The 24,340-nt window shown below is 66.1% G+C and carries 21 protein-coding genes and 1 pseudogene; 17 read left to right on the top strand and 5 right to left on the bottom strand.

Annotated features, from left to right (window positions below):
* The first annotated feature begins 253 nt into the window (after window positions 1–253).
* From Q319_RS0106555 to Q319_RS0106535, 4 genes are all read left to right on the top strand, one after another.
* Window positions 254–1,531, top strand: coding sequence for a thiolase family protein (locus tag Q319_RS0106555; protein ID WP_029481292.1), 1,278 nt, complete (start codon window positions 254–256; stop codon window positions 1,529–1,531).
* Complete coding sequence (locus tag Q319_RS26125; protein ID WP_034414098.1) at window positions 1,528–2,874, top strand: 3-oxoacid CoA-transferase; 1,347 nt, start codon at window positions 1,528–1,530, stop codon at window positions 2,872–2,874. Before Q319_RS0106555 ends, Q319_RS26125 begins: the two co-directional genes overlap by 4 nt.
* Before the next feature lie 136 nt (window positions 2,875–3,010).
* A complete protein-coding gene (locus tag Q319_RS0106540; protein WP_029481291.1) occupies window positions 3,011–3,787 on the top strand; it encodes a ParA family protein in 777 nt (258 codons plus the stop codon).
* On the top strand, window positions 3,784–4,662 hold the full coding sequence (locus Q319_RS0106535; protein ID WP_029481290.1) for a ParB/RepB/Spo0J family partition protein: 879 nt from the start codon (window positions 3,784–3,786) through the stop codon (window positions 4,660–4,662). The genes Q319_RS0106540 and Q319_RS0106535 overlap by 4 nt, the downstream gene beginning before the upstream one ends.
* Before the next feature lie 25 nt (window positions 4,663–4,687).
* On the opposite strand, the gene Q319_RS0106530 is transcribed toward Q319_RS0106535, so the two are convergent.
* Entirely contained in the window at window positions 4,688–5,872 is a 1,185-nt protein-coding gene (locus Q319_RS0106530; RefSeq protein ID WP_245619017.1) for a PucR family transcriptional regulator, read from the bottom strand.
* 133 nt (window positions 5,873–6,005) lie between these two features.
* Here Q319_RS0106530 and Q319_RS0106525 point away from each other — a divergent pair, with 133 nt between their 5' ends.
* From Q319_RS0106525 to Q319_RS0106475, 11 genes are all read left to right on the top strand, one after another.
* Window positions 6,006–6,806: a fumarylacetoacetate hydrolase family protein gene (locus tag Q319_RS0106525; protein WP_029481288.1), complete on the top strand. Its 801-nt coding sequence runs from the start codon at window positions 6,006–6,008 to the stop codon at window positions 6,804–6,806.
* 76 nt (window positions 6,807–6,882) lie between these two features.
* Window positions 6,883–8,460, top strand: coding sequence for a 5-carboxymethyl-2-hydroxymuconate semialdehyde dehydrogenase (hpaE, locus tag Q319_RS0106520; protein WP_029481287.1), 1,578 nt, complete (start codon window positions 6,883–6,885; stop codon window positions 8,458–8,460).
* A 73-nt stretch (window positions 8,461–8,533) separates the two neighbouring features.
* Window positions 8,534–10,027: a 4-hydroxyphenylacetate 3-monooxygenase, oxygenase component gene (gene hpaB, locus Q319_RS0106515; protein WP_029481285.1), complete on the top strand. Its 1,494-nt coding sequence runs from the start codon at window positions 8,534–8,536 to the stop codon at window positions 10,025–10,027.
* Complete coding sequence (gene hpaD / locus Q319_RS0106510) at window positions 10,020–10,997, top strand: 3,4-dihydroxyphenylacetate 2,3-dioxygenase (protein WP_029481284.1); 978 nt, start codon at window positions 10,020–10,022, stop codon at window positions 10,995–10,997. Before hpaB ends, hpaD begins: the two co-directional genes overlap by 8 nt.
* A gap of 103 nt (window positions 10,998–11,100) precedes the next feature.
* Window positions 11,101–12,201 (top strand): sulfite oxidase, encoded by a 1,101-nt coding sequence (locus Q319_RS0106505; protein ID WP_051655161.1) that lies wholly within the window; start codon window positions 11,101–11,103, stop codon window positions 12,199–12,201.
* A complete protein-coding gene (gene hpaH / locus Q319_RS0106500) occupies window positions 12,198–13,046 on the top strand; it encodes a 2-oxo-hept-4-ene-1,7-dioate hydratase (RefSeq protein ID WP_029481281.1) in 849 nt (282 codons plus the stop codon). Before Q319_RS0106505 ends, hpaH begins: the two co-directional genes overlap by 4 nt.
* Entirely contained in the window at window positions 13,039–13,806 is a 768-nt protein-coding gene (gene hpaI / locus Q319_RS0106495) for a 4-hydroxy-2-oxoheptanedioate aldolase (RefSeq protein WP_029481279.1), read from the top strand. Before hpaH ends, hpaI begins: the two co-directional genes overlap by 8 nt.
* A gap of 71 nt (window positions 13,807–13,877) precedes the next feature.
* Complete coding sequence (locus Q319_RS0106490; protein WP_029481277.1) at window positions 13,878–14,573, top strand: HAD family hydrolase; 696 nt, start codon at window positions 13,878–13,880, stop codon at window positions 14,571–14,573.
* 113 nt (window positions 14,574–14,686) lie between these two features.
* Window positions 14,687–16,477 carry a glycoside hydrolase family 15 protein gene (locus Q319_RS0106485; protein WP_029481275.1) on the top strand — a complete coding sequence of 597 codons (1,791 nt, stop codon included), beginning with the start codon at window positions 14,687–14,689 and terminating at the stop codon, window positions 16,475–16,477.
* Window positions 16,478–16,493: 16 nt separating this feature from the next.
* Window positions 16,494–17,669, top strand: a complete 1,176-nt coding sequence (locus tag Q319_RS0106480; RefSeq protein WP_029481274.1) for an ABC transporter permease — start codon at window positions 16,494–16,496, stop codon at window positions 17,667–17,669.
* 3 nt (window positions 17,670–17,672) lie between these two features.
* The gene (locus tag Q319_RS0106475; RefSeq protein WP_029481273.1) at window positions 17,673–18,197 is read left to right on the top strand and encodes a glycosyl-4,4'-diaponeurosporenoate acyltransferase CrtO family protein; all 525 of its coding nucleotides are present in this window, start codon (window positions 17,673–17,675) and stop codon (window positions 18,195–18,197) included.
* Here Q319_RS0106475 and Q319_RS0106470 read toward each other — a convergent pair.
* The 4 genes from Q319_RS0106470 to Q319_RS0106455 are packed head-to-tail and all read right to left on the bottom strand — an operon-like array spanning window position 18,187 to window position 22,569.
* Window positions 18,187–19,497, bottom strand: coding sequence for a glycosyltransferase (locus tag Q319_RS0106470; RefSeq protein WP_245619015.1), 1,311 nt, complete (start codon window positions 19,495–19,497; stop codon window positions 18,187–18,189). The two genes, Q319_RS0106475 and Q319_RS0106470, sit on opposite strands and share 11 nt — an antisense overlap.
* Before the next feature lie 36 nt (window positions 19,498–19,533).
* Window positions 19,534–20,682, bottom strand: coding sequence for an FAD-dependent oxidoreductase (locus Q319_RS0106465; RefSeq protein ID WP_245619013.1), 1,149 nt, complete (start codon window positions 20,680–20,682; stop codon window positions 19,534–19,536).
* Window positions 20,675–21,397, bottom strand: coding sequence for a class I SAM-dependent methyltransferase (locus Q319_RS0106460; protein WP_029481270.1), 723 nt, complete (start codon window positions 21,395–21,397; stop codon window positions 20,675–20,677). Before Q319_RS0106460 ends, Q319_RS0106465 begins: the two co-directional genes overlap by 8 nt.
* Window positions 21,394–22,569, bottom strand: a complete 1,176-nt coding sequence (locus tag Q319_RS0106455) for a type III polyketide synthase (RefSeq protein ID WP_051655160.1) — start codon at window positions 22,567–22,569, stop codon at window positions 21,394–21,396. Before Q319_RS0106455 ends, Q319_RS0106460 begins: the two co-directional genes overlap by 4 nt.
* A 204-nt stretch (window positions 22,570–22,773) precedes the next feature.
* On the opposite strand from Q319_RS0106455, the gene Q319_RS0106450 reads away from it, so the two are divergent.
* A complete protein-coding gene (locus tag Q319_RS0106450) occupies window positions 22,774–24,012 on the top strand; it encodes an MFS transporter (protein ID WP_245619011.1) in 1,239 nt (412 codons plus the stop codon).
* Window positions 24,013–24,133: 121 nt separating this feature from the next.
* Window positions 24,134–24,340, top strand: a pseudogene (locus tag Q319_RS26905) (IS4 family transposase); the annotation flags it as partial.

The raw sequence follows: 24,340 nt of genomic DNA, 5'->3' as shown, positions 1-24,340 counted from the left end.
GAACACGGAGACGTGGCCCCGGTCTGTGGCCCTGCACCACAAATAGAGTTTGGAAGAGAGCCGCCTGGCTGGAATGTCGGGCGGCTCTTGTGTGGTTTACGGGGATGACTTGTGTGGTCTACGGGGATAAACCGTGTGGAAGCCCTGCGATTCGCTGGCATGTTGCCCGCCGCTCGGCGGGGCCGACTATGCTGGAGAGAAAGACACGTCCTGTCCCGCTTCATACACCGACTGGATGCGTCAAGGAGTTTCCATGACCTCAGCAAACCAACTTCAAGACCGAGATGTCGTCATCGTTTCCGCTGTCCGCACGCCTATCGGGGCCATCCGGGGGGCGCTGTCCACCGTGCGGCCCGACGATCTGGCCGCACACATCATCAAAGCTGCCGTGGAAAGAAGCGGTGTTCCGCCCGAGTTGATCGAGGAAGTGATCCTGGGCTGCGCCAATCAGGCGGGCGAGGACAACCGCAACGTGGCGCGCATGGCGGCGCTGCTCGCGGGTCTTCCCGATACGGTGGCAGGCCTGACGGTCAACCGCCTGTGTGCTTCGGGTCTGGCGGCCATCAACACGGCGGCCCGTGCCATCCGCAACGGGGACGGCGACGTGTACGTGGCGGGCGGCGTGGAAAGCATGACCCGCGCGCCGATGGTGATGCCCAAGGGTGCAGGGGCTTTCCAGAACGGCAATGTGACGGTCTACGACAGCACGCTGGGCTGGCGCTTCCCGAATCCCGCGATGGCCGAACTGTTTCCGCTGGAGGTAATGGGCGAGACCGCCGAGAACATCGTGGAACGCAGCCGCGAGGGCGCGTATGCGGGCGGCGAGATCACCCGCGCCGATCAGGACGCCTTCGCGCTGGAGTCGCAGCGCCGGGCAGTGGCCGCGCTGAACACTGGGCGCTTCAAGGACGAGATCGTACCTGTGGAAGTCAAGGGGAGAAAAGGCGTCACCGTTTTTGACACCGATGAGCATCCCCGGTACACGCGCGAGGGCGACACCTTCACGCTGGACACCTCCGCCGATAAGCTTGCGGGCCTGAAACCCGCGTTCCGCAAGGGTGGCAGCGTCACGGCGGGCAACGCCTCGGGCCTGAACGACGGTGCAGCGGCGCTGGTGCTGATGAGCGCGGGCAAGGCACGTGAACTGGGCATCACGCCGCTGGCCCGCTGGGTGGGTGGCGCGGCGGCAGGCGTCGAAGCCCGCGTGATGGGTCTGGGACCCATTCCAGCCACGCGCAAAGTGCTGGAACGCACCGGAATCCAGCAGGAAGACCTGGACCTGATCGAACTCAACGAGGCCTTCGCCGCGCAGGGCCTGGCCGTGATCCGTGAGCTGGGACTGGACCCCGCAAAGGTGAATGTGAATGGCGGCGCGATTGCGCTGGGCCATCCGCTGGGCATGTCTGGAGCGCGGCTGATCGTGGCCCTGACCCATGAACTGCGGCGGCGGGGCGGACGCTACGGTCTGGCGACGTTGTGCGTGGGTGTCGGTCAGGGAGAAGCGGCCATCATCGAGCGGATCCAGGGATGAAGGCCGTCCCCATTCTTTCCGCCGAGGAAGCCGCCGCAATGGTGAAATCTGGCGACACGTTGCTGGTGGGCGGGTTCGGCATGACTGGCAACCCGGTGCATCTGGTTCACGCCCTGGCCGAAACGGGGACCCGTGACCTGACCTTCATCGGCAACAACGTCGGCGAGGCGGGCCTGAGCGGGGGCCGCCTGCTGCGGAACGGGCAACTGAAAAAGGCCATCGGCTCGTTTTTCACCTCCAACCGTGAAGCGGTGGCGGCGGCGCAGGACGGTTCGCTGGAAGTGCAACTGATCCCGCAGGGCACGCTGGCCGAGGCCATTCGGGCCGGTGGGGCGGGCATCGGCGGCTTCTACACGCCCACCGCCGCCGGAACGGTGATCGCCGGAGACGCGGACGTGCGCGTGCTGAACGGTCAGGAGATGGTCTTCGTTCCGGCCCTGTGCGGCGACGTGGCATTGATCCGCGCGTGGCGGGCCGACACGGCGGGCAACCTTCAGTACCGCCTGACCGAGCAGAACTTCAACCCGGCGATGGCGACGGCGGCGCGGCTGGTGATCGTGGAGGCCGAGGAGATCGTGAAAGTGGGCGACATTGCCCCCGAACACGTCCACACTCCTGGCCTGTACGTGGATTATCTGGTGCAGGCCACCCTGACCCTGGCGGACCTGGGCAGCAGCGCTGACGTGAAGGGCGGCGCAAAGCGTGTGGACGCGGCCCGCACAAACATGGCCCGCCGCGCCCTGCGGGAATTGCAGGCTGGAGACGTGGTGAATCTGGGCATCGGCATTCCCACGCTGGTGGCGGACCTGATCACGCTGGAGATGAACATCAATCTGCACACCGAGAACGGGATGCTGGGCGTTGGTCCTGCGCCGGAGGGCGGCGGGGCGATGGATTACCCGGTGAACGCGGGCAAGATTCCGGTGACCGCGCTGCCGGGGGCGAGTTACTTCGATTCCGCTGCGTCCTTTGGCATGATCCGGGGCGGGCATGTAGACGTGGCGGTGATGGGCGGGTTGCAGGTGGACGCGGCAGGCAATCTGGCGAACTGGGCCGTTCCTGGCAAGCCGTTGCTGGGCGTGGGGGGCGCGATGGACCTCGCCAGCGGCGCGCGGCGGCTGATCGTGACCATGACCCACACGGACCCGGACGGCACACCCAAGATCGTGGAGAGTTGCACGCTGCCGCTGACGTCCCGTGGGGCGGTGGACATGGTCATCACCGATAAGGCAGTGTTTGAGTTTACGGACGGGCAACTCATTCTGGCTGAACTGATGCCCGGTGCGACGCTGGAAGAGGTGCGGAACTCGACTGGTACGGCATTTGTGGAGCGGCTGGCCTGATGGATTTGAGTTGCTCGTCACGTGACGAGCAACCTGTGCCAACTCGAATTTGCTCCGGTCATGGGACAGCTTTCCCCTCTATTCCCGCGCTTTCACGAGTCTCTTTCGCGGCGATGATGCGATAAGCTGCGCCCTAATGAAGACACTCACGCTGTTTAACCACGCTGGTGGGGTCATGAAGTCCAGCCTGACCCGCGATGTGGGGTTCACGCTGGCGCAGGCTGGACAGCGGGTGCTGCTGGTGGACCTCGATCCGCAGGCCAATTTGACCGACTGGCTGGGCGTCAGTGGCGTAACGCGCGAGCAGACGGTGTACAACACGGCCTCGCGCGGTGATCCATTACCCTCACCCGCCGAGGTTCACGGGCTGCACCTGATCCCCAGCGACGTCTCGCTGGCGCTGGCCGAGGGGCAGATGATGGGCGTGGTGGGCGCGCACTTGCACCTGCGTCAGGCGCTGCTGGCGCTGGCAGACCACTACGACGTGGTGTTGATCGATAGCCCGCCCAGTCTGGGGCAGCTCTCGATTCTGGGGGCGCTGGCCGCCGATCACCTGATCGTGCCGGTGCCGACGCGCCAGAAGGGGATGAACGCGCTGGCCGGACTGTCCGAGGCGATGGCCACCTACCGCAAGCTGCGCCCGGACCTGACGGTGGCGCTGTATGTGCCCACTCTCTACGATGCCCGGCGCTCGCATGACCGCGAGGCGTATGCGGCCTTGCAGGGTCTGCTCTCCCCTCTTGCTAGCCCGATTGCAGATCGGGGGGCAGTGTGGAACGACAGCTCCAGCGCGGGGCAGCCAGTGGGCGTGTATGCGCCGGGTTCGCCGGTTCACCGCGACGTGCTGACGGTTACGGCGGAAATCGCGCGGGCGGTGGGTCTCCCGGTCCAGATTCCCGGAGTTGGGGCGTGACCCGCAAGACCCGTCCAGTGATCGGCGCGCGCCTGAGCGGCTTGGTAGAGGGTATGGACTCGCTGAGCCAGCCCGCCGCCACCACGCTGCCGCTGGCCCGCTTGCAGCCCGGCCAGTTTCAGCCCCGCAGCTACTTCGATCCTGCCAGCCTGGACGAACTGGCCCGCAGCGTGAAGGAGCAGGGCGTTTTGCAACCCCTGCTGGTGCGGCCCCTGGGCGGCGGAACCTTCGAGATCGTGGCTGGGGAGCGGCGCTGGCGTGCGGCTCAGCAGGCGGGCCTGAGCGAGGTGCCAGTGCTGATCCGCACCCTGGGCGACACCGAGGCCCGCTTGGCCGCCGCCGTGGAAAACCTGCAACGCGAGAACCTGAACGTGATCGAGGAGGTGCGCGCCCGCCTGCAAGTGGCCGCCGCCACCCTGGACCTGCCGGAAGCTGGCGCTGTGGCCCGCATGTTTGCCTTGGACCGTCACCCGGAGTCTGAACCGGAACTGGTGGCGCGACTGGACACCGCTTTTGGCGCACTGGGCGGCGAAACGTGGCGCAGCTTCATCCGCAACCGCGCCGCCGTCCTGAATCTGCCCGAGGATGTTCAGGACGCCGTACGGGCGGGTCTCGACTACCGCAAAGCGCTGATCATCGGACGGGTGGAACAGGCCGGAGAGCGGGCCGAGCTGATTGCCCGGGCACAGGCGGGGGCCACGGTTCAGCAACTCCGCGAGGCCGTCAGCCCGAAGGCGGACACAGGTGGGAACTGGAAGACCCTGGCCCGCCGCCTTGGTGATGTCAGGACGCTGGAACGGCTCGGTACGAAAAAGCGGGAACGGGCGGAGAAGCTGTTGCGTCAGCTTGAGACCCTGCTCGCTGAACCGGATTGAGATTGCCCCAGCCGTCCTGTCCCCCTCAGACTGTTTCGGTCCTGAAGGCCAGATACAGTCGGGCCAGGAGCGCCGGATCGCTCAGCCGCCCGCCCAGCACTTCCTCGGCACGGCGCAGGCGGTACCGCAGGGTGTTGACGTGAATGTCTTGCGTGGCGGCTAGTTCGGACAGCGTTCCCCGGTGGGACAGGTACGCCCGCAGGGTGTCGGCGGTGCGCCCATCGTCTCCCAGGGTGTCCAGTTGCGCGTTCACCTGCGCGGCCAGCACGCTCAGGCTGCCGTCCGAGATCAGGGTATGCAGGGCGTCCATCTCGTGAAATACGGTATAGGCCCGCGTATGTTGCGTGGCCAACAGCGCTTGCCTCGCCTGCGTGAGGGCCGTCTGGACGCCCGTAACCCCCTCACGCGCGCCACCTGCCTGCCGTCCGCTGACGCCCAACCTCACGTCCAGGGCGGTAGAGGAGGTCAGCGACAGGTGCAGTTCGCGCGCCTCGCGGGAAAGGTCCAGGGTGGTCCACAGCCACACGGCCATGCCGCCCTGCCTCCCGGTCCGCACGGTGGAATGGCCCACCAGGCGGCGTTCGCTGAAATAGCCCTCTCCCACCGCAGCCAGCAGGTCCAGCGCCTGATCCTGCGCGGACGCCTGGGGCGGCAGGGTGGCCACGGCCAGCGCGAACGGTTCGCGGCCCAGTCCGTTCAGGGCGTCATCCCCCTGCCCTGACAGGAGCGCGTCCAGCATCCTCTCCCCCACCCGCCGCCGCGCTGCCCCCGCCGCTGCCGAACGTAGGCGGGCCAGCAGGGCGTATTCGGCCAGCACGGGAATCAGAACCTGCCACTGGGCGGGGAGGGCGGCGGTCAGTGTTCCGACGTGGCGCTCATGGTGATCCAGGCGTGTGGTTTCTGTCGGCCCGGCGGCCCGGCCTGCCGAGGCAACCGTATCTCCCCAACTGGCCCGGATCTCTGCGAAGCCTCCGGTCCAGTTTGCTGCCAGCTCCACCAGTTCGCGCTCAGGCTGGGGCGACATGGCCGCGCCGCGCAGCGCCCCCAGCAGGGTGGGCAGGCCCGGACTCTGGAGCGTTGCCAGGACAGCCTGCGCTGCTGCCTCTACTTCCGAAGGGGACTGATGGGGCAGGAGGCGGGCCGTCTCATCCGCTGCTGTGGGGGTGATCCGCTCATCTGCGCCATCCTTCAGGCCGGGTCGTGGACACATTTCACTGAAGCTTGGCATTTGTTCAAAGATACAGAATTGCACCGCACAATTCATATTTCGTCCAACATCCAGGGGATCAGGAGTCCTATGCTGAATCCGAACCCATTTTTCGCCCCCTCTCCCCGGAGACCACATGAAATATGCCCGCTTTATCGCTGGAGGCCGCGCTCTGAACGGTCATCTGCACGACGGAAAACTGATTGACGCTGCTGGCGTTGCACACACGCCTGATGATGTTCAATTCCTGCTGCCCGTGGAGCCGCCCAAGGTCATTGCCCTGGCCCTGAATTACAACGATCACGCCGGGGAACTGGGTCTGACCCAGCCCACGGAACCCGCGCTGTTCTGGAAGCCCAACACCACCCTGCTCCCCCACCGAGGCAGCGTGATCTACCCGCGTGGCGCGGAATTCATGCACTACGAGGTGGAACTGGGCGTGATCATCGGACGCGACGCCCGGCGCGTGAAGGCCGCCGATGCCATGGATCATGTGGGCGGCTACACCATCGGTAATGATCTGGTGGTGCGCGACTACGTGACCAACACCTTCCGCCCCCCGATGCGCGGCAAGGGCTGGGACACCTTCGGACCTCTGGGGCCGTACTACGTGACCGCCGACGAGATTGCCGATCCGCACGATCTGAAGCTAACGGCGCATGTCAACGGCGAACTGCGGCAGGAAGGGTCCACCCGCGACATGATCTTTTCCATCCCCGAGCTGATCGAGCACATCTCGCGCTTCATGACCCTGCAAAAAGACGACGTGATACTCACTGGCACGCCCAAAGGCATCAGCCATGTGCGCCCCGGCGACGTGATGACCCTGGAAGTGGAGGGGCTGGGAACGCTGGTGAACGACATCGTGGAGGAAGACGAGGGTGCGGAGCCGATTCAGGGCAAAGAGAGCAAGGAAGGCGAGTGGGACGGACGGTGAGTGGGTCTGAAGGTCAAAATAATTTGCGCCGCTTTCCATCAACTTTCAACCATCAACCCCCATCCCAGGAGGTTCCATGACCCAGACCGCACCCCCTCAAACAGCGCAGCCGAACCATGAAATTGCCGCCAAGCTCCGGGACAGCCGACTGAGCCAGGGCCTGAAGCATTTCATCGGCGGGCAGTGGACCGATTCTCACGGCGGCGAGACGTTTGAGACGCACTCGCCCGTGGACAATTCCGTGCTGACGACGGTTGCCAGCGGCGACGCCACCGACATTGACCTTGCCGCCCATGCTGCCCACGACGCCTTTCAGATGTGGCGCGAGGTCAGTGGGCAGGAACGCAAGAAGATTCTGCACAAGGTGGCTGATCTGATTGAGAAAAGAGCGCAGGAAATCGCCGTGCTGGAAAGCATTGACACCGGGCAGGCCATCCGCTTCATGAAGTCGGCGGCGGCGCGCGGCGCAGACAATTTCCGCTTCTTCGCGGACCGTGCGCCCAGTGCGGCGGACGGCCAGAGTCTGCCCGCGCCCGGTTTCATCAACTACACGCTGCGCCAGCCAATTGGCCCCGTTGGCGTGATTACCCCGTGGAACACGCCGTTCATGCTGTCCACCTGGAAAATCGCGCCCGCGCTGGCGGCGGGTTGCACGGTGGTCCATAAGCCTGCGGAATGGAGTCCAGTCACCGCCACGCTGCTGGCCGAGATCATGGATGAGGCGGGGCTGCCCAGGGGCGTGCACAACCTCGTCCACGGCTTCGGCGAGAGCGCGGGCAAGGCGCTGACCGAACATCCGCTGATCAAGGCGGTGGCCTTTGTGGGCGAAACGACTACCGGCAGCCACATCATGCGGCAGGGAGCCGACACCCTCAAGCGCGTGCATTTTGAGCTGGGCGGCAAGAATCCGGTGGTGGTGTTTGACGACGCCGATCTGGAAAAAGCGCTCGACGCCGTGGTGTTCATGATCTACAGCCTGAACGGCGAGCGCTGCACCAGCAGCAGCCGGGTGTTGATTCAGGACGGCATTTACGACACGTTCACCGCCCGCATCGCCGAGCGCGCGAAGAACATCCGCGTGGGCGACCCGCTGGACCCGGAGACGGAAGTTGGCCCCCTGGTCCACCCTCGCCACTTCGAGAAGGTCATGGGTTATTTCGATCAGGCCAAGAAGGATGGGGCAACGATTGCCGCCGGGGGCGAGCGTGTGGGAAGTGAGGGCAACTTCGTCTCCCCCACCCTGTTCACCGCCGCCCGCAATGACATGCGAATCGCGCAGGAGGAGATCTTCGGCCCCGTGCTGACCGCCATTCCGTTTACGGACGAGGCGGACGCCCTGGCGCTGGCCAACGACGTGCAGTACGGACTGGCGGGTTACCTGTGGACCAATGACCTGACCCGCGCCCACCGCTTCGCCCAGGGGTTGGAAGCGGGCATGATCTGGGTCAACAGTGAGAACGTGCGGCATCTGCCCACACCGTTCGGTGGCGTCAAGAACAGCGGCATCGGGCGCGACGGCGGCGACTACAGCTTTGAGTTCTACATGGAAACCAAGAACATCGCCATCTCGCTGGGGACGCACAAGACGGCGCGGCTGGGCGTGGGAAAGCCGCAGCCAGAGCGTGACCGGGCCGATGGGCGGCTCGCAGAGTGAACGCTCAGAAGGTTGGCCACAGCCTGAACCACAAGCCATTTGTGTCCGGCCCAGCCGGAAAGGAGTCCTGAACATGGCCGCTATCACCGGACAGCACTTCCTGAACCGCCTGCAAAAGAACCCGCCCACCCTGTACATCGACGGTGAGCGCATCACCGATCCCACCACGCACCCGTCCACCCGCAACATGTGCGCTTCGCTGGCGGGCCTGTATGACCTGCAACACCAGCCGGACCTTCGTGACGCCCTGACCTACGAGGACGGCGGCGAGCGCCACGCCGTCAGCTTCATGGTGCCGCGCAGCAAGGACGACCTGAAAAAAATTGGCGAGGCACACCGCATCCGCGCCAACTACTCGCTGGGTTTTCTGGGCCGCGCACCGGACTACATGAATGCCAACGTGATGGCGGCGGGCATGGGGGCGGACTACTTTGGCCAGTGTGACGCCAGCCGCCCCGGCAGCGAGAACCGCGACTTTGCCGCCAACATGCGCCGTTACTACGAGTTCGTGCGCGACAACGACCTGTGCCTGACGCACGCCCTGACCAACCCACAGGTCAACCGCGCCAAGCAGGCGTCCGAGATGCCTGACCCCTACATCGCGCTGGGCGTGGTGGAGGAAACCGAGGAAGGCGTGATCGTGCGCGGCGCGCGGATGATGGCGACGCTGCCGATTGCCGACGAGATCCTGATTTTTCCATCCACCGTTCTCAAGGAAAACGCTGACAAGAGCCGTTACGCCATGGGCTTCGGCATTCCCACCAACACGCCGGGCCTGAGCTTCCAGTGCCGCGAACCCATTGACGTGGGCCGTGATCCCGAAGACCATCCGCTGGCCAGCCGCTTCGACGAGCAGGACGCCTTCGTGATCTTCGACGACGTCCTGGTGCCGTGGGAGCGGGTCTTCTTGCTGTACGACACGGAGCTGGCGAACAAGGCCTACGCCGGCACCGATGCCGTGCTGCACATGGCCTATCAGGTGGTCAACCTCAAAATTGCCAAGACCGAGGCGTTTCTGGGCACCGCGCAGAGCATCGTGGACGCCATCGGCAGCGGGCAATTCCAGCACGTCCAGAGCAAGGTGGCCGAGATCATCGTGATTCTGGAGATCATGAAGGGCCTGGAGGCGGCGGCGCTGGCCGGCGCGGAGCCGAACAGGTACGGCGTGATGACCCCGGCGCGTGGCCCGCTGGACGCTGCCCGCAACTACTACCCCGCCAACCACGCCCGCCTGCCGGAGCTGCTGCAACTGCTGGGCGCATCGGGAATCATCATGATGCCCAGCAAGGCAGACCGCGAGGGGCCGCTGGGGCCGCAGATCGCCAAGTACCTGCAAGCGGGCCGCGCCACCGCCGAGGAACGTCTCAAGCTGTTCCGGCTGGCGTGGGACATGTCCATGAGCAGCTTTGCCGGGCGGCAGACCCTGTACGAGCGCTACTTCTTCGGCGACCCGGTGCGGATGCACTCGGCGCTGTACGAGGTGTTTGACAAGCAGCCGTATGTGGACCGTATCCACGCCTTTCTGGAGCGCGAGGACAAACAAGAGGCGGTGGCGGCGGATGACTGAAGCGGGCCGCCCCAATCTCATCCGCATCGCCCACGCCGTCTTCACGGTCAAGAGTCTGGAGGCCAGCCGCGAGTTCTACGTCGATCTGCTGGGCATGAACGTCCTGCACGAGGAGCCGGGGGCGCTGTACCTACGCGGCGTGGAAGACCGTGAGTGGACGCTGAAACTGGAGGAGAAAGGCACGTCCACCGTGCGTCACCTCGCCTACCGTGTGAACGGCGAGGCCGATCTGGACGCGCTGGTGGCGCTGGCCGAGCGCGAGGGTCTCCCCCACCGCTGGGAGGAGGAACTGGACCGCCCACGCCTGCTGCGGATGCAGGACCCCTTCGGCATTCCAGTGGCCTTCTACCACGTCAGCCAGAAGTACCCGTGGCTGTTACAGGACTTCCACCTGCATCGGGGACCGGGCTTGCAGCGCGTGGACCACGTGAACGTGATGGTGCCAGACGTGGAAAAGACCATGCGCTGGTACATGGACACGCTTGGATTCAGATTGTCCGAGTACACCGTGGACGAGCAGGAGCGCTACTGGGCCGCCTGGATTCAGCGGCGCGGCGGCGTGCATGATCTTGCCCTCACCAATGGCCCCGGCCCCCGCCTGCACCACTGGGCGTACTGGATGCCCGACGCCATGTCCATCCTGCGGACCTGCGACATCCTCGCTGGGGCGCGGCAGCCGGAGCGCATTGAGCGGGGGCCGGGGCGGCATGGCGTCTCCAACGCCTTTTTCCTGTATATCCGTGACCCGGACGGCCACCGCATTGAGCTATATACCTCCGATTACATCACCGTGGACCCGGACTTCGAGCCGATCCGCTGGCTGCGCGACGATCCGCGCCGCCAGACGCTTTGGGGGGCCAGAACGCCGCGCAGTTGGTTCGAGGAGGCCTCAGAGATGGAGGCGTTTGAGGGCGGCACGGTCTCTCCTGTCGCCGGGGAACTGACAGGCATTCCGGTACATGTGATCTGATCGCCGGGAGGCCAAAGCCGGGCTGCCCTCACCTTTGTAAAACGATTCAGACAAACCGTTATGATGGAGCAAATACTGTCTTTAACCCCCTACAGGAGGCTCCATGTCCCGTCCCACGGCTGATTCTTCTCGTCATGCCCCTGCCCTGATCGTCCGTCAGGCGTCGCCGCCCAATCTGGAAACCCCGTTCTACGCGCTGGATGGACGGCTGACCCCGCAACCCAGTCATTACGTCCGTAGCCATTTTCCGGTGCCGCTCCTGGACGCGCAGACGTGGCGGTTAGAGGTGGGCGGCGGGGTGGCCTCTCCCCTGTCGCTGTCGCTGGAAGAGTTGCGGGCCATGCCGTCCCACACGCTGAGCGCCACGATGGAATGCGCGGGCAATGGGCGGGTGTACCTGTCGCCCCGCATGCCAGGGGTGCAGTGGGACCTTGGCGCAGTCGGGACCGCCGAATGGACCGGGGTGCGCCTGCGCGACGTGCTGGAGCGGGCCGGGATTCAGGACGGGGCACTGGAAGTTGTTCTGGAGGGGGCCGATAGGGGAACCCTGACCGATCCGGGCCGCACACCCGGCGAGATTCGCTATGCCCGCAGTGTGCCGCTGGCAAAGGCTCAGGATGATGTGGTGCTGGCCTACGCCATGAACGGGCAGCCGTTGACGCCGGACCACGGTTTTCCGCTGCGGGCTGTGGTGCCGGGCTGGTACGGCATGGCCGCCGTGAAGTGGCTGAGCAAACTGCATGTGACGGACACGCCTTATCAGGGCTTTTTCCAGACCACTGACTACAGCTACTGGCAACATCGGGACGGCCTCTCGCCGCAAATGATTCCCATGACTGCCATGCAGGTGAAGGCGCAGATTGCGCGCCCCGCCCCGCACGGCAGCGTGACGGCGGGGAGTGTTTTTGAGGTCATCGGCACAGCTTGGACGGGTGAGGGAGATATAACGCGGGTGGAGGTCAGCACAGATGGCGGCGAGACGTGGGCCGACACGGAATTTCTGGACCCCGCCGAACCGCACATCTGGCGCAGATGGCGCTTGGATTGGCACACGCCCCAGCAGCCCGGATGCGTCACACTGCTGGCCCGCGCCACAGATTCGGCGGGCCGCACGCAGGAAAGCGGTCACGATGCCGGACGGGGCGGGTACATGGTCAACTTCCCGCTGCCGATCACGGTCTACGTCAAGGCTGAGCCGTCATGACCACCGTGGAGCGTGTGATTCCCGAAGCCGAATTGGCCGGTCTGGCTGCCGAACTGGAAGTCGCCGAACTCAGCGGCGTGCAGATCGCCCCGTTCTCCGAGCGGTTTCCAGGCATGGCCTTTGCCGATGCCTACGCTGTACAGCGCGCCTGGGTGGGCCTCAAGCTGGACGCGGGCGGGCGGGTACGCGGCCACAAAATTGGGCTGACCTCGCGGGCCATGCAAATCGCCTCGCAGATCACCGAGCCGGATTACGGCACGTTGCTGGACAGCATGTTCTACGAGCCGAATGGCGACATTCCACTGTCCGATTTCGTGGCCCCGAAGGTAGAAGTGGAACTGGCCTTCCTCTTAAAAGATGATCTGCGTGGGCCGGGCGTGACTTTGTTTGATGTGCTGCGGGTCACCGAATACGTCACCCCCGCCGCCGAGATCATCGACGCGCGGATTCAGCGGGTCAGCGCCGCGACGGGCAAACCGCGCCGGGTCTTCGACACCATCAGTGACAACGCGGCCAACGCCGGAATCATCGTGGGCGGCAATGCGGTCAGACCCGACGCTCTGGATTTGCGCTGGTCGGCGGCGCTGTGCATCCGCAACGGCGTGATCGAGGAAACCGGGGTGGCGGCGGGCGTGCTGGGGCATCCGGCGCAGGGCATCGCGTGGCTGGCGAACTGTCTGGCCCCGCACGGCGAGTACCTGAAGGCGGGGGAACTGGTGCTGGCCGGATCATTCACGCGCCCGGTAGATATCGCGTCCGGCGACGTGTTTACCTTCGATTACGGACCTCTGGGCACCTTCTCGTGCCGATTCGCCGGGCAGGCGCGTGGAGCAATACATGGCTAAAAATACGTTTAAAGCAGCTCTTGGGCGCGGTGACACCCTGTGCGGTTTGTGGCTGGCGCTGGCCGATCCATACAGCGCCGAGGTCTGCGCCGGGGCGGGTTTCGACTGGCTGCTGATTGACGGCGAACACGCGCCCAATGACCTCCGCAGCACGCTGGCGAGTTTGCAGGCGCTGGCCGCGTACCCGGCGGTGACCCCGCTGGTGCGTCCGCCCGTGGGCGATACGGTGGGCATCAAGCGACTGCTGGACATCGGCGCACGCAACATCCTGATTCCTATGGTGGAAACGGCGATACAGGCGCAGGAACTTGTGGCCGCCACCCGTTATCCGCCGCGCGGGGTACGCGGTGTGGGCGCATCGCTGGCCCGCGCCAGCGGCTTCGGGCGGGACGCCGACTATCTGCAACACGCGGAGGATGGTGTCTGTCTCCTGCTCCAGATCGAGTCCATTGCTGGCCTGGAAGCGCTGGATGAGATCGCGGCGGTAGACGGTGTGGACGGCGTTTTCATTGGCCCGGCAGACCTTGCGGCCTCGTTCGGACAACTGGGCAATCCCGGTCACCCGGATGTTCAGAATGCCATCCGGGACGCGGCGACGCGAATCCGGGCGGCGGGGAAGGCGGCGGGCATCCTCTCCACCGATGAAGCGCAGGCCCAGACCTATCTGGAATGGGGCTACACCTTCGTCGCCGTGGGAACGGACGTGACCCTGCTTTCGCGCGCCAGCACGGCACTGGCGGCGCGCTTCAGGAAGAACTGAGGGTTGCTCGTCACGTGACGAGCAACTCTTGTCCCACGGTTGCCCCGGCCCGTCTCGACTACCCTGCGGCCATGATCGTTGCCTTCGTCAACCCACAACCCACCCTTTACAGCGCGGACCCCACGCCCGAGCAGGAGCGCACGGCGTCGGGTCTTTCCGTGTTGCTCCAGCACGCCGAACTGATTCCCGTCACGGGTCTGGACGAGGCCGAACTGCTGTCGGTTCCGGCGGCTTTCACCTCCTGGCAGATCCTGCGGCACGGGGCGGTGGTAATCGGCCCGGACGGACTGGAAGATCCGGCGTGGCGGCGGTTGACGTTGGAAACGCAGCGCCTGCGTGCAGAGGGCCTGCGACTGGCCCACACGGCAGCCACGCACATCAGCCAGTTGGGGCAACTGGGGCTGGAGGTCACGCTGGAGGAGCATTCCGGTCTGCCGCTGCTGGCGCGTCTGGTTCATCCGTACGGGCTGGAACTGGCGCTGCTTCAGGCCGAGCGTGAATTGCACGAGTGGCTGGACGGTGGCCCCTTCCAGGCGGATTTCCGGGTTCTCAATCAGGGCGAGAGCCTGACGCTGCTGCCCCGCGAACTGACCCCTGAAAGTGCCGTGAATTACGTGCTGGGCCAGCTCCCGCCCGAGGTGACCCTGACCGTGGGTGTCAGCGCACAGGAGGGCGACGCCGCCTTTCTGGCGCTGTGCGATTACGCCATGATTCCCGGCGAGAGTGGGTGGCTCAGCCGGGCCGAGATCGCTGAGGACGAGGACTGAAGTTTGGAGAGTAGTGTCTGCTTCAGAGGCCTGACCAGCCGCTCAAACTGGCGACTTCAGACCATCTACATGCGAGTCAAGCTCTAGAGTGCCCTGTGCCCCAGAAGGATCAGATGACCCCTGCCACACACCACTCCCCGCCCCGCATCCATGAGTTGGGGCTGCTCAGTGACCGCCGCAGCGCCGCGCTGGTCACGCCCCTGGGCGAGGTGGTCTGGTACTGTCCCGGACGCTTCGATGCACCCTCATTGCTGGCGCGTCTGCTGGACGAGGAACGCGGCGGCTCGTGGGCTGTGGAACTGGCAGGCGCGGTGCCGGGCGGACGCTGCTATCTGGGTGACGGCGGCCACCTGGAAACGGTCCTGCGCGCCGGGGACGGGGAGCTGACCATCACCGACTTCATGCCCTTTGATGTGGGATTGCCAGGTGGCATCTGCCGGGTGTTTTCGCGCGCCCCACGGCCCTACCGGCTGATCCTGAATGCCGCGCCCGATTATGCCCGCCGCACCGTGACAATGGAGCAGCAGGGCGAGGCGGTGCGGATTGACGGGCAGCAGTGGCTGTATGCCTCGCACACGCCCCGGATCGTGGGGGACTCGGTGGTGGTGGAGGTGCCGCAGGATGAGGCGGCCTGGGCGTTCCTGAGCGATGAACGGCTGGAGTCGCCCGACTGGGAAAGCGTGACCCGCTGGCGCGAGCAGTCGATGCTGAGCTGGCAGGAATTGACCACCCACGCCACCTATCACGGCCCCTACGAGGACGCCGTGCGGGCCTCGCTGCGGGCCATCCGGCTGCTGACCGATCACGCGGGTAACGCGACCATCGCGGCCCCCACCACCAGCCTGCCAGAAGCCCTTGGCGGCCAGAAAAATTGGGATTACCGCTACGTCTGGCTGCGCGACGCGGGCATGGTGGTCAGCGCCCTGACACGCGCCGGGGGCGACGGTCAGGAGGGCCGGGCATTTCTGGAGTTCATCTGCGCCCAGGCAAAACCGCAAAACGGCCTCCCCGCGCCACCCTTTCTGACTGTGGACGGCGGCGAACCTCCGCAGGAAACCACGCTGGACCTCGCGGGGTACGCGGGCAGTCGCCCCGTTCAGATCGGCAACGGGGCGCGCGGGCAGTTGCAACTGGACGCCTACGGCAACGTGCTGCTGGCCGCCAAGTTGGTCTACGAGCGCTTTGATGCACGGGACAGCGGGGGCACCCTTGAACACTGGGGGGTGACTGAGCGGTTTGCCGAGTTCCTGGCAGACCACTGGCAGGACGACGATTACGGTATCTGGGAGGAACGCAAGCAGCGGCCCTATGTGGCAGGCAAGGTGCTGGCCGCCGTGGCGTTGGAGTACATCGCCGAACACAGCGAGGAACCCGCGCAGGCCGCGCGCTGGAAGGCGGCGGCGGGGGCTGCGCGGCAGTGGGTCATGGCCAACGCCCTGAACGCCGAGGGCGCCTACGCCTACGTGGCCGGGGAAGAGGGTGTGGACGTGACGGCAGCCCTGTATCCGGTGTGGGGCTTCTGCGCCCCCGACTCGCCGGAGATGCTGGCGACGGTGGCCGTGCTGGAGCGCGAGTCCTGTCAGGACCATCTGTACTGGCGCTTTCTGGCCGATGACGATACACAGGCAGAAGGCGCGTTCCTGGCCGGGACGCTGTGGGTGGCGCAGTACTGGGTGATGCGCGATCCGGCGCGGGCGCGCGTGATCCTGGACGCCGTGCTGGCCTACGCGGGTGATCTGGGCCTGCTGCCCGAGATGGCCGATCCCCGGACCGGTCAGCCGCTGGGCAACTATCCGCAGACCTTCGTCCACGCTGCTCTAGTCGGTCTGGTGGTGGATCTGGCTGAGGCCGAGGCTGCCGGGGTTAAATCTGCCGGAACTGAATCTGCTGAGGCCACAGCCTGACGCGCTACCCTGGGCCGTGCGAAACGCTGATCTGCTGAGGCTGGCTGGCCTGGGCCTGCTGCGCCGTCCGGTGCGAACCGTCCTGACGGCGCTGGGACTGGCGGTGGCGCTGGGCAGCATGATGATTTTCCTGTCGCTGGGCGAGGGCCTGCGCGGTGTGTTCGCCGCTGAACTGGGCACGGTGGGACCGGACCTTCAGGTGGCGAGTACGCGGGCAGGGGAGACCCTGCTGCCGCGCATGGACATGAATCCGGCGGTGGTGGAAACACTGAAAAAGCTGGCCCCCACGCTGGGGATCACGGCCCTGACCCCGGTGGCCGCCACCATCCGCCAGTCGCTGGACCCGGCCCAGAGCGCCGTCTTTTATGGCCTGCCCGCCGCCAGTGGCATCGACGCCATGTTCACGGGTGTGCGGCCAGCCCAGGGCCGCCTGCTGAGGGCGGGCGACGCCGGAAAAGATGTGGCCGTGCTGGGGGCCAAGGCCGCGCAGAACCTGGGGCTGGGGCTGGGCGATACCCTGGAGCTGACCCGGCGGGGAAGTGCGCGGGTGGTTGGCATCCTCCAGCCGGAAGGTGCGCTGACCGATACCTTTGCCTTCCTGCCCATCGAGGCTGTGCAGCGCGCCTTCGGGGTGGGGGATAGCCTCTCGTTGGTGGCGCTACGCCTGAAGAACCCCGCCGATGCAGACCGGGTGGCCGCCGCGCTGGCGAAGCAGCCCCAGGTGGGCGGGCTGGGTCTGGAGGTCAGCACCCGCGCGGACGTGGTGGGCAATATCGGCAAAGTGCTGAACAGCGCTGACATCCTGAGCGTCTGCCTGTCGGCCATCGCCCTGATCGTGGGCGGGCTGGCGGTGGTCAACACCGTGCTGATGGGCGTTTACGAGCGCACCCGCGAATTCGGCACCCTGCGGGCCATCGGGGCGCGGCCCGCCTTCGTGCGGCGGCTGGTGCTGAGCGAAACCGTGTTGCTGTCGGTGCTGGGCGGCGTGGTGGGGCTGGGGCTGGCGGCCTTGGGTGCGGGCGGCATCAACGTCTACACCCAGAATCTGGCGGGCTTCAATGGCGCGGCCCTGACCCCACGCCTGATCCTGGTGGGTCTGGGCGTGGCGCTGGCGTTGGGTCTGCTGGCCGGACTGTGGCCTGCCCGCAGCGCCGGGCGCGTGACCGTGGTGGACGCGCTGGGACGGCTCTAGGGCGTGCTGCTCGTCCCGGCGAAACTGGGCGGCGCGGGGCTGCTGGTGGCGCTGACTGCCTGGGGGCTGGGCCGTGTTACTGGATTTCACACCCTCCTCTTCGCGCTGGGGGTGCAGGTCCTGCTGATGTGGTGGGCGCTGTATCTGTTAGCCCTGACCAGGCCGGTGCTGCGTGGTTCATTTTTTACCGTTGGTGACGGTGAAGTCCCCTTCTATAAAAGGCTGGGAGCGCCAGTTTTTGCCAATCTTCTTAGGTGGGTGGGCTGGGAACGCCTGCGCCGGGATGCACGCGGCTTCGGCGGCACGCGCGCCTCGCTGGCGCGGCTGGACCGGGCCACCCGCGAGGCGGAATACAGCCACCTGCTGCTGGCGCTGATCTGCCTGGGCCTTGCCGTGGGCGCGCTGCGGCTGCGCGCTGCCGATACCGCCGGATGGCTGCTGCTGACCACCATCCCCACCCACCTCTACCCGGTGATGTTGCAGCGAAGCCTGCGCTGGCGGTTGCAGCGGATCGGCATCAAAGACTGACGACTCGCTTCACTGCACGCCCTGTCCGCGCCAACTGTTCCACCAGCGTCGCGGCCTCATTTGGCGCGTCGTGCAGGCGCATCTCGGCTCCCAGCATCTGCGCCCGCTGCCGCTGGGGGCTGTCGCCCAGCAGGCCCAGCACCGCCCGGCGAATGCGCTCGGGCGTAGGCCGGGCCGTCCGCAGATTCGGGCCTACCCCCGCGTTGGCCACGCGGCCCGCCACCTCCGTCTTGTCCTCGCTGCCGCCCGCCACCACCACCGGGACGCCGTGTGCCAGCGCCGACTGCACGCCGCCATAGCCGCCGTTGGTCACGTACACCGAGACGTGTGGTAACAGCGCCGCGAAGGGAACGAAGGCCGCCGCGCGGGCGTTGGCAGGCAGATTCTCCAGTCCAGCCGCGCCCGCCGCAATGACCAGCACGTCCTCATTTTCCAGCGCCCTCAGGGTGGGCAGGATCAGCTCACGCGGATCGGTGGCGAGGGTGCCCTGGGTCACCAGCACCACTGGACGTTTTGCTTCCAGAACGTCCGGCCACCACGCGGGCAGGTCCACCCGCGCCGGAACAGGCGGCGTGATTGGACCGATGAAATGCAGGGTGCGCGGCAGATCGCTCTGCGGGTACTCAAAGGCGGGGACGGTGGGCTGAAGCATCAGGTGGGGCGATCTCGGCAGCGAAAAGGGCCGGGGCCGCACGCCCATGCGTCCGCAGGCCGCCGCCAGATCGCGCGACGCTGCGCTAAAGACGACCTGCTGCGTCAGCCAGTGCAGAGCGCGGTTTTTGGCCCGACCTGCGGGCGTGGCAGAAGGCGGCAGCCCAAGCCCGAACGGCGCGGTATCGCGGCTCTGGATGCCCAGCGGCAAGACGCCCAGCAGCGCGCAGGGTGGCCCACCCACCTCTGCGTGCAGCAGCGCCGCCACCAGCGTCTGATCAGCAAGCACGGCGTCGGCGGGCCAGTCCCGCTGAATCTGCCGCAGATCGTGCATGTTGCCCTCGATCCCGCCCACGAAGATCTGTTGCACGTCGTATTGCAACTGCCGCAGACCGCGCCGCCAGTTGCGCTGAGGGAAAGTGGCCCCGAAATCGGCATCGTCGAAATCGCGGGCGTGGACGAAGGGCAGAAATTCGGCCCCCGCTGCCTCCACCCGCGCCGCGTACCTGCGCCCGGTGTACCAGCGCACAGCATGTCCGCGCCGCACCAGTTCCCGCGCGATGGGCAGCAGCGGCAGAACATGCCCGGCGATAGGCTGCGAGGCGATCAGGATGCGGGACAGTGGGAACCTCGCGCACAGACTGACCACTCCAGATTTGCTCCCAATGTGACCATTTCCGACACTCTATAGCCAGCGCATCGTGAACGCTTTGGCCAGCAGCGGCTCGGCAGTGGGGGAGAGCAGCACCTTCTCGATCAGGCGTTCGCGCCAGCGTTGCGCCCGTGCGCCCGCTGGACGGCCCGCCGCCATATTCAATTCTGCCTGCCGGGTGGCGATGGCCGCAGAACGCAGGCGTCTGCGTTCAAAACGCGGCCAGTCTACCCGGCGGCCCTCCAGAGACCCTTGCAGCAGCGGGGCCAGCGCGGCAGCGTCCAGCCAGCCCAGGTTCATGCCCTGCCCGCCAATCGGGCTGACCACATGCGCGGCGTCCCCGATCAGCACGGCCCGTCCGCAGACCATGCGGGGCGCACGGTGGCGGCGGACCTCAAAGGCGCTGAGCATCCGGCACTCGGCGGCGGGAACGTGCAGGCCAGTGCGCTCCTCGATCATGGCCGTCAACTCCTGTGCTGAGGAATTTCCCCAAAGCTGCTCTCCGGTGTGGACTACCCAACGCCTTCCTTGCCCCGGCAGCGGAAAGGATTCCACCACGCCGTCCCCGGTCAGCGACACCAGCGCCGTTTGCCCCAGCGGTGTGGTGTCGGGAAAGTCGCCCATCAGGTACTTGTCGGGGTAGAGGTGGCCGGGGAAGGAGAGACCCAGCGCCTTTCGCACGCGGCTGCGCCAGCCGTCCGCACCGATGACGTAACGGGCGCGCAGTTCCAGCGGTCTGCCGTTTTCGCAGGCAGTAACGTGAATGCAGTCCGCCACTTCCCGCAATTTCAGCACGTCTACGCCAGCGCAGAAAGCGCCGGGCGCGAGTCCGGCCAGTCGGCGGCGTAAAACGGCCTCGGTGTCGCGCTGGGGCAGCGAGAGGATAAATGGAAACTCCGCTGAGGCCGTCCCGAAGCCCAGTTCGCCCAGCGGCCCGTTCTCGCCCATGACCATGCCGCGCGTGATCGGCAGGCCCTCCGCCAGCAGCGGTTCAGTCAGCCCCACCTCGCGGAAGGCTTCCAGCGCAGGCGGGTGAATGCCGATGGCGCGGGAATGCTGCCCTGGAGAGCCTCGCCGTTCCAGCACGCGGAAGCTCAGACCACGTTTTGCCAGCAGACAGCCCAGGAACAGCCCGACTGGACCGCCCCCGACAATCAGCACGTCCAGCATCGGCTCAGCCACGGCCCGGAGCCTCGTACATCAGCAGGTTACGGAAGGGGATCAGGCTACGGACCGTCCAATCCGCCGGAGCCAGCTCGCGCAGTTCGGCGGCGGTAAAACTGCGGCGGATGGACAGCAGCCCGTCCTCACCGATGAACGATCCCCGGAACAGCGGCGCGATCCCAGCCCGGAAGCCCAGATACGCCAGCGGACTGCGCTGGATGTCGCTGTGGACCACCAGACCGGAACCCAGACCAGAACACAGCACCTCACTGTCGGCCAGCAGGGCATCCAGCTCCGGGGCCGTCAGGTGGTGCAGCAGGTGGTTGGAGATCACCAGATCAAAACGCTGCCCCTCCTGCACCAGATCGCCGCTCATGGCCTGCCGGAAGTGCAGACCGGAAACAGGCGGCTGCGCCCCGGCAAAGGCGATGGCCCGCGCGTCGGCATCGATGGCCGTGATCCGCACGGTAAAACCGTCGCGCGCCGCCCAGCGGGCCAGGGCACGCGGCACGTCACCCCCGCCGCAGCCGATGTCCAGCAGCGTATTCGGGCGCGAGGCCGAGAGCCGGGGGCGCAGGAATTGCCGATAGACCTGCCGCCAGCCGGCCACCAGTCCATTGACCGCGCCAAACTGCGCGTAGGTCTGGTTGAGTTCCTGGGGGTCACAGTGGGGATCGTCCATACGCTCGGCCAGTTGGACCTCGCGCCCGTGGAAGTGGGCCGGAAAGATCACCGCACCCCGGCCAGTTCGCCCTGACGCTGGGGCAGTTCGGCAGTTCCAGTCCCCACTGCGCCGCTCAGCAGGCCCATTTCCACGGTCAGGCCCGGCCCGAAGGCCATCGCGCAGACACGCTCACCTTCCGGCACAGTGTTCAGCAGATCGCGCAGGATAAACAGGATCGTGGCGCTGCTCATGTTGCCGTACTGCCGCAGAATTTCCCGTGAGGGCTGCATCTGCTCGTCGCTCAGCTTCAGGCTGCCCTGTACCTTGTCCAGAATGCTGCGCCCGCCGGGGTGGACGGCCCAGTGTTCGACTCCGGCGTGCCGGGCGTCGGCCAGCGCGGGTTCGTGGTCCAGCAGCGGCGACAGCGCGCCCTCGATATGCGATTCGATGATGGACGGCACGTAGCTGCTCAGGACCATCTCGTAGCCCTGATCACCAATCGTCCAGGCCATCTCTGCCTCGCCCACGCCGGGGGGGGTCAGGGTGGTCTCGAAGTGGTCCATTCGCAGCGCCCGCTGTCCGGCTGCCGGGGGCCGGGCACTGACCAGCGCGGCGGCGCAGCCATCCGCGAACACCGAGGCGGCGATGATCGTGTCCGGGTCCGGTGCAGCGCGCATGTGCAGGGTACACAGCTCGGCGCTGACCACCAGCACGGCGGCGTTGGGGTCCGCCTGACAGAATGCCTTGGCCATCTTCAGCGCGGGAAAGGCCGCATAGCAGCCCATGAAGCCCACGTGATAACGCCCCACATTCCCGCCCAGCCCCAGCGCCCGCACGATGGCGTAGTCCGGCCCCGGCGCAAAAAAGCCAGTGCAGGACACCGTGATGACGTGGGTGATGTCGGCAGCCTCGAAGGGGCTGTCCTCCAGCACCTTGCGGGCGGCCTCCACGTACAGTTTGGTGGCCTCCTGCGCGTAGACGATGTTGCGCTGCCCGGTGGTGGGTGTGAGCATCCGCTCATTGGCCGGATCGTAGAACAGACCAGCTTCTCCGTCTGTGTCGGCAAATTCCCTGACCACGCTGTAGCGCTGATCGATGCCCGAGGCGTTGAAAGCGGCTCCGGTCAGCCGTTTGGCCAGGCGGTCCAGTTCCGGTTGCGCCTTAATCACGTCCCGGATCACCGACTGGGGGTACGCGGTCTCGGGCAGCGCCAGAGCGATGTTGTGAAGGTAAACGGGCATGGTTCAATTTAGGCGTTGAAACTGATGTTGAGTGCGTGAATTGCACAAGATTCAGGCAATGCGAAGGCGTGGAAAAGGTCATCTGTCCCGGTCACCGGAGTCGACCTATGAAATGGCGGTGGGGCCGGCGTTCTAGAATCGCGGGCATGACTTCTTCCGGCCCGCCCAAGACCCACCCGAGCGCCCCTCACCTTGGCTAGAGGCTTGCAGCTTCAGGCGCTGGCCGGACTGCCGCGCAACGCCCGCAACGCCATTCTGATGGAGCCGCTGTGGGGCGTGTTCGGCGTGGTGGTGCTGTATTACGCGCCGCTGTACATGAGCAGCGTGGGCCTGTCCAGCACGCAGATCGGGCTGCTCGGCTCCATGACGCTGGCCCTGTCGTTCCTGTTTCAGGCGGTGGCGGCCCCGATCACCAACCGCGTGGGTCGCAAACGCACCACCCTGATCGGTGACCTGATCTCGTGGACGGTGCCCATGTTCGTGTGGGCCTTCGCCAATTCCTTCGCCGCCTTCGCTGTGGCCGCCGTGCTGGCCGCCAGCGGGCGCATCGTGACCGTCTCGTGGAGCCTGCTGCTGATTGAGGACGTCGAGGAATGGCAACGGGCGCGCGTCTTCGGCATCATCAACCTGATCGTGACGGTCTGCGGCCTGCTGACGCCATTGGTGGGGCTGGTGATTGCCCAGCACGGCGTGACCGCCACCATGCGTGGCTTTTACATCCTGGGTGGCGTCGGCATGACTGTCATGTTTCTGTGGCGCAATGCGATCACCGACGAAACCCGCAGCGGCGTGGCCGCAATGGCGCAGCACCGCGAACTGGGCCTGGGCCAGAGCGTGCGCCACACCCTGGGGCTGGTGGGCGGCATGCGCGGTCATCCTGGCCTGATGGGCATCACCGCCTTCTACCTGCTGACTGTGTTCATCGAGCAGCTCAGCCTGTTTCAGATCCTCTTTCTTCAGCAGACGCTGGACTTCAGCGCCCAGACCCTGTCGTTCGTGCCATTCGTGGCCGCCTTCGTGACGCTGCTGCTGTACGGCGTGGCGTTGCCCCGACTCTCAAGGCTGCCGCTGGGCCGCACGCTGGTGGTGGTCCGCGCGCTGGGGCTGATCGGCGCAGTGGCGCTGCTGTTCGTTCCGGCGGGCAACGTCGGCGCGATGCTGGCGGCAGTGGGGCTGCTGGGCGGCGTGACCTTCCTGACCCTGACCTACCGCGACGCTGCCCTGTTCAGCCGCCTGCCGCAGAACGGCACGGCTGATCTGTTCTCGGCAGTGCAGACCCTGACCCTGCTGTGCGCCATTCCGGCGGCGGGTCTGGCCGGGGCGCTGTTTGCCTTCTCACCGCGCAGCCTGTTCGTGCTGATCGCTGTGCTGTGCGGGGTGCTGCTGCTGCTGGCCGTCTGGCTGGCCCGGCGTGAGGGGAAGGAGCAGGTGGCCGGGGCCTGATGCCCGCTCAGCGTGTCCCCTTTAATCAATGGTTCGGACAGTTTTGACGAAAAGTAGGGGTGGCCCAAAAAACGGGTCTCCGGTAGGGTGAGGTTCTCAAGCCCACACCCAAGGAGACCCAATGACTATTTTACCTGTGCTGCTCACCCTGCTCAATCTCCCCGCTGCCCAACAGCGTTTTTTCCTCCACCTGATGCCGGTGTGGCAGGCCATTCCTGGCCGAATCAATGCCCTGAATCTCAGCCGTTACAGCGGACTCCACGAACGTACCTTCCGCCGATGGTTTCAAAAGGCCCTCCCGTGGAATACGCTCCAATGGAGCGTACCG

It is taken from the genome of Deinococcus marmoris DSM 12784 (assembly GCF_000701405.1).
GTDB lineage: Bacteria > Deinococcota > Deinococci > Deinococcales > Deinococcaceae > Deinococcus > Deinococcus marmoris.
The sequence above is the reverse complement of the archived record's forward strand: the minus strand, read 5'-3'. Positions and strand labels throughout refer to the sequence as shown.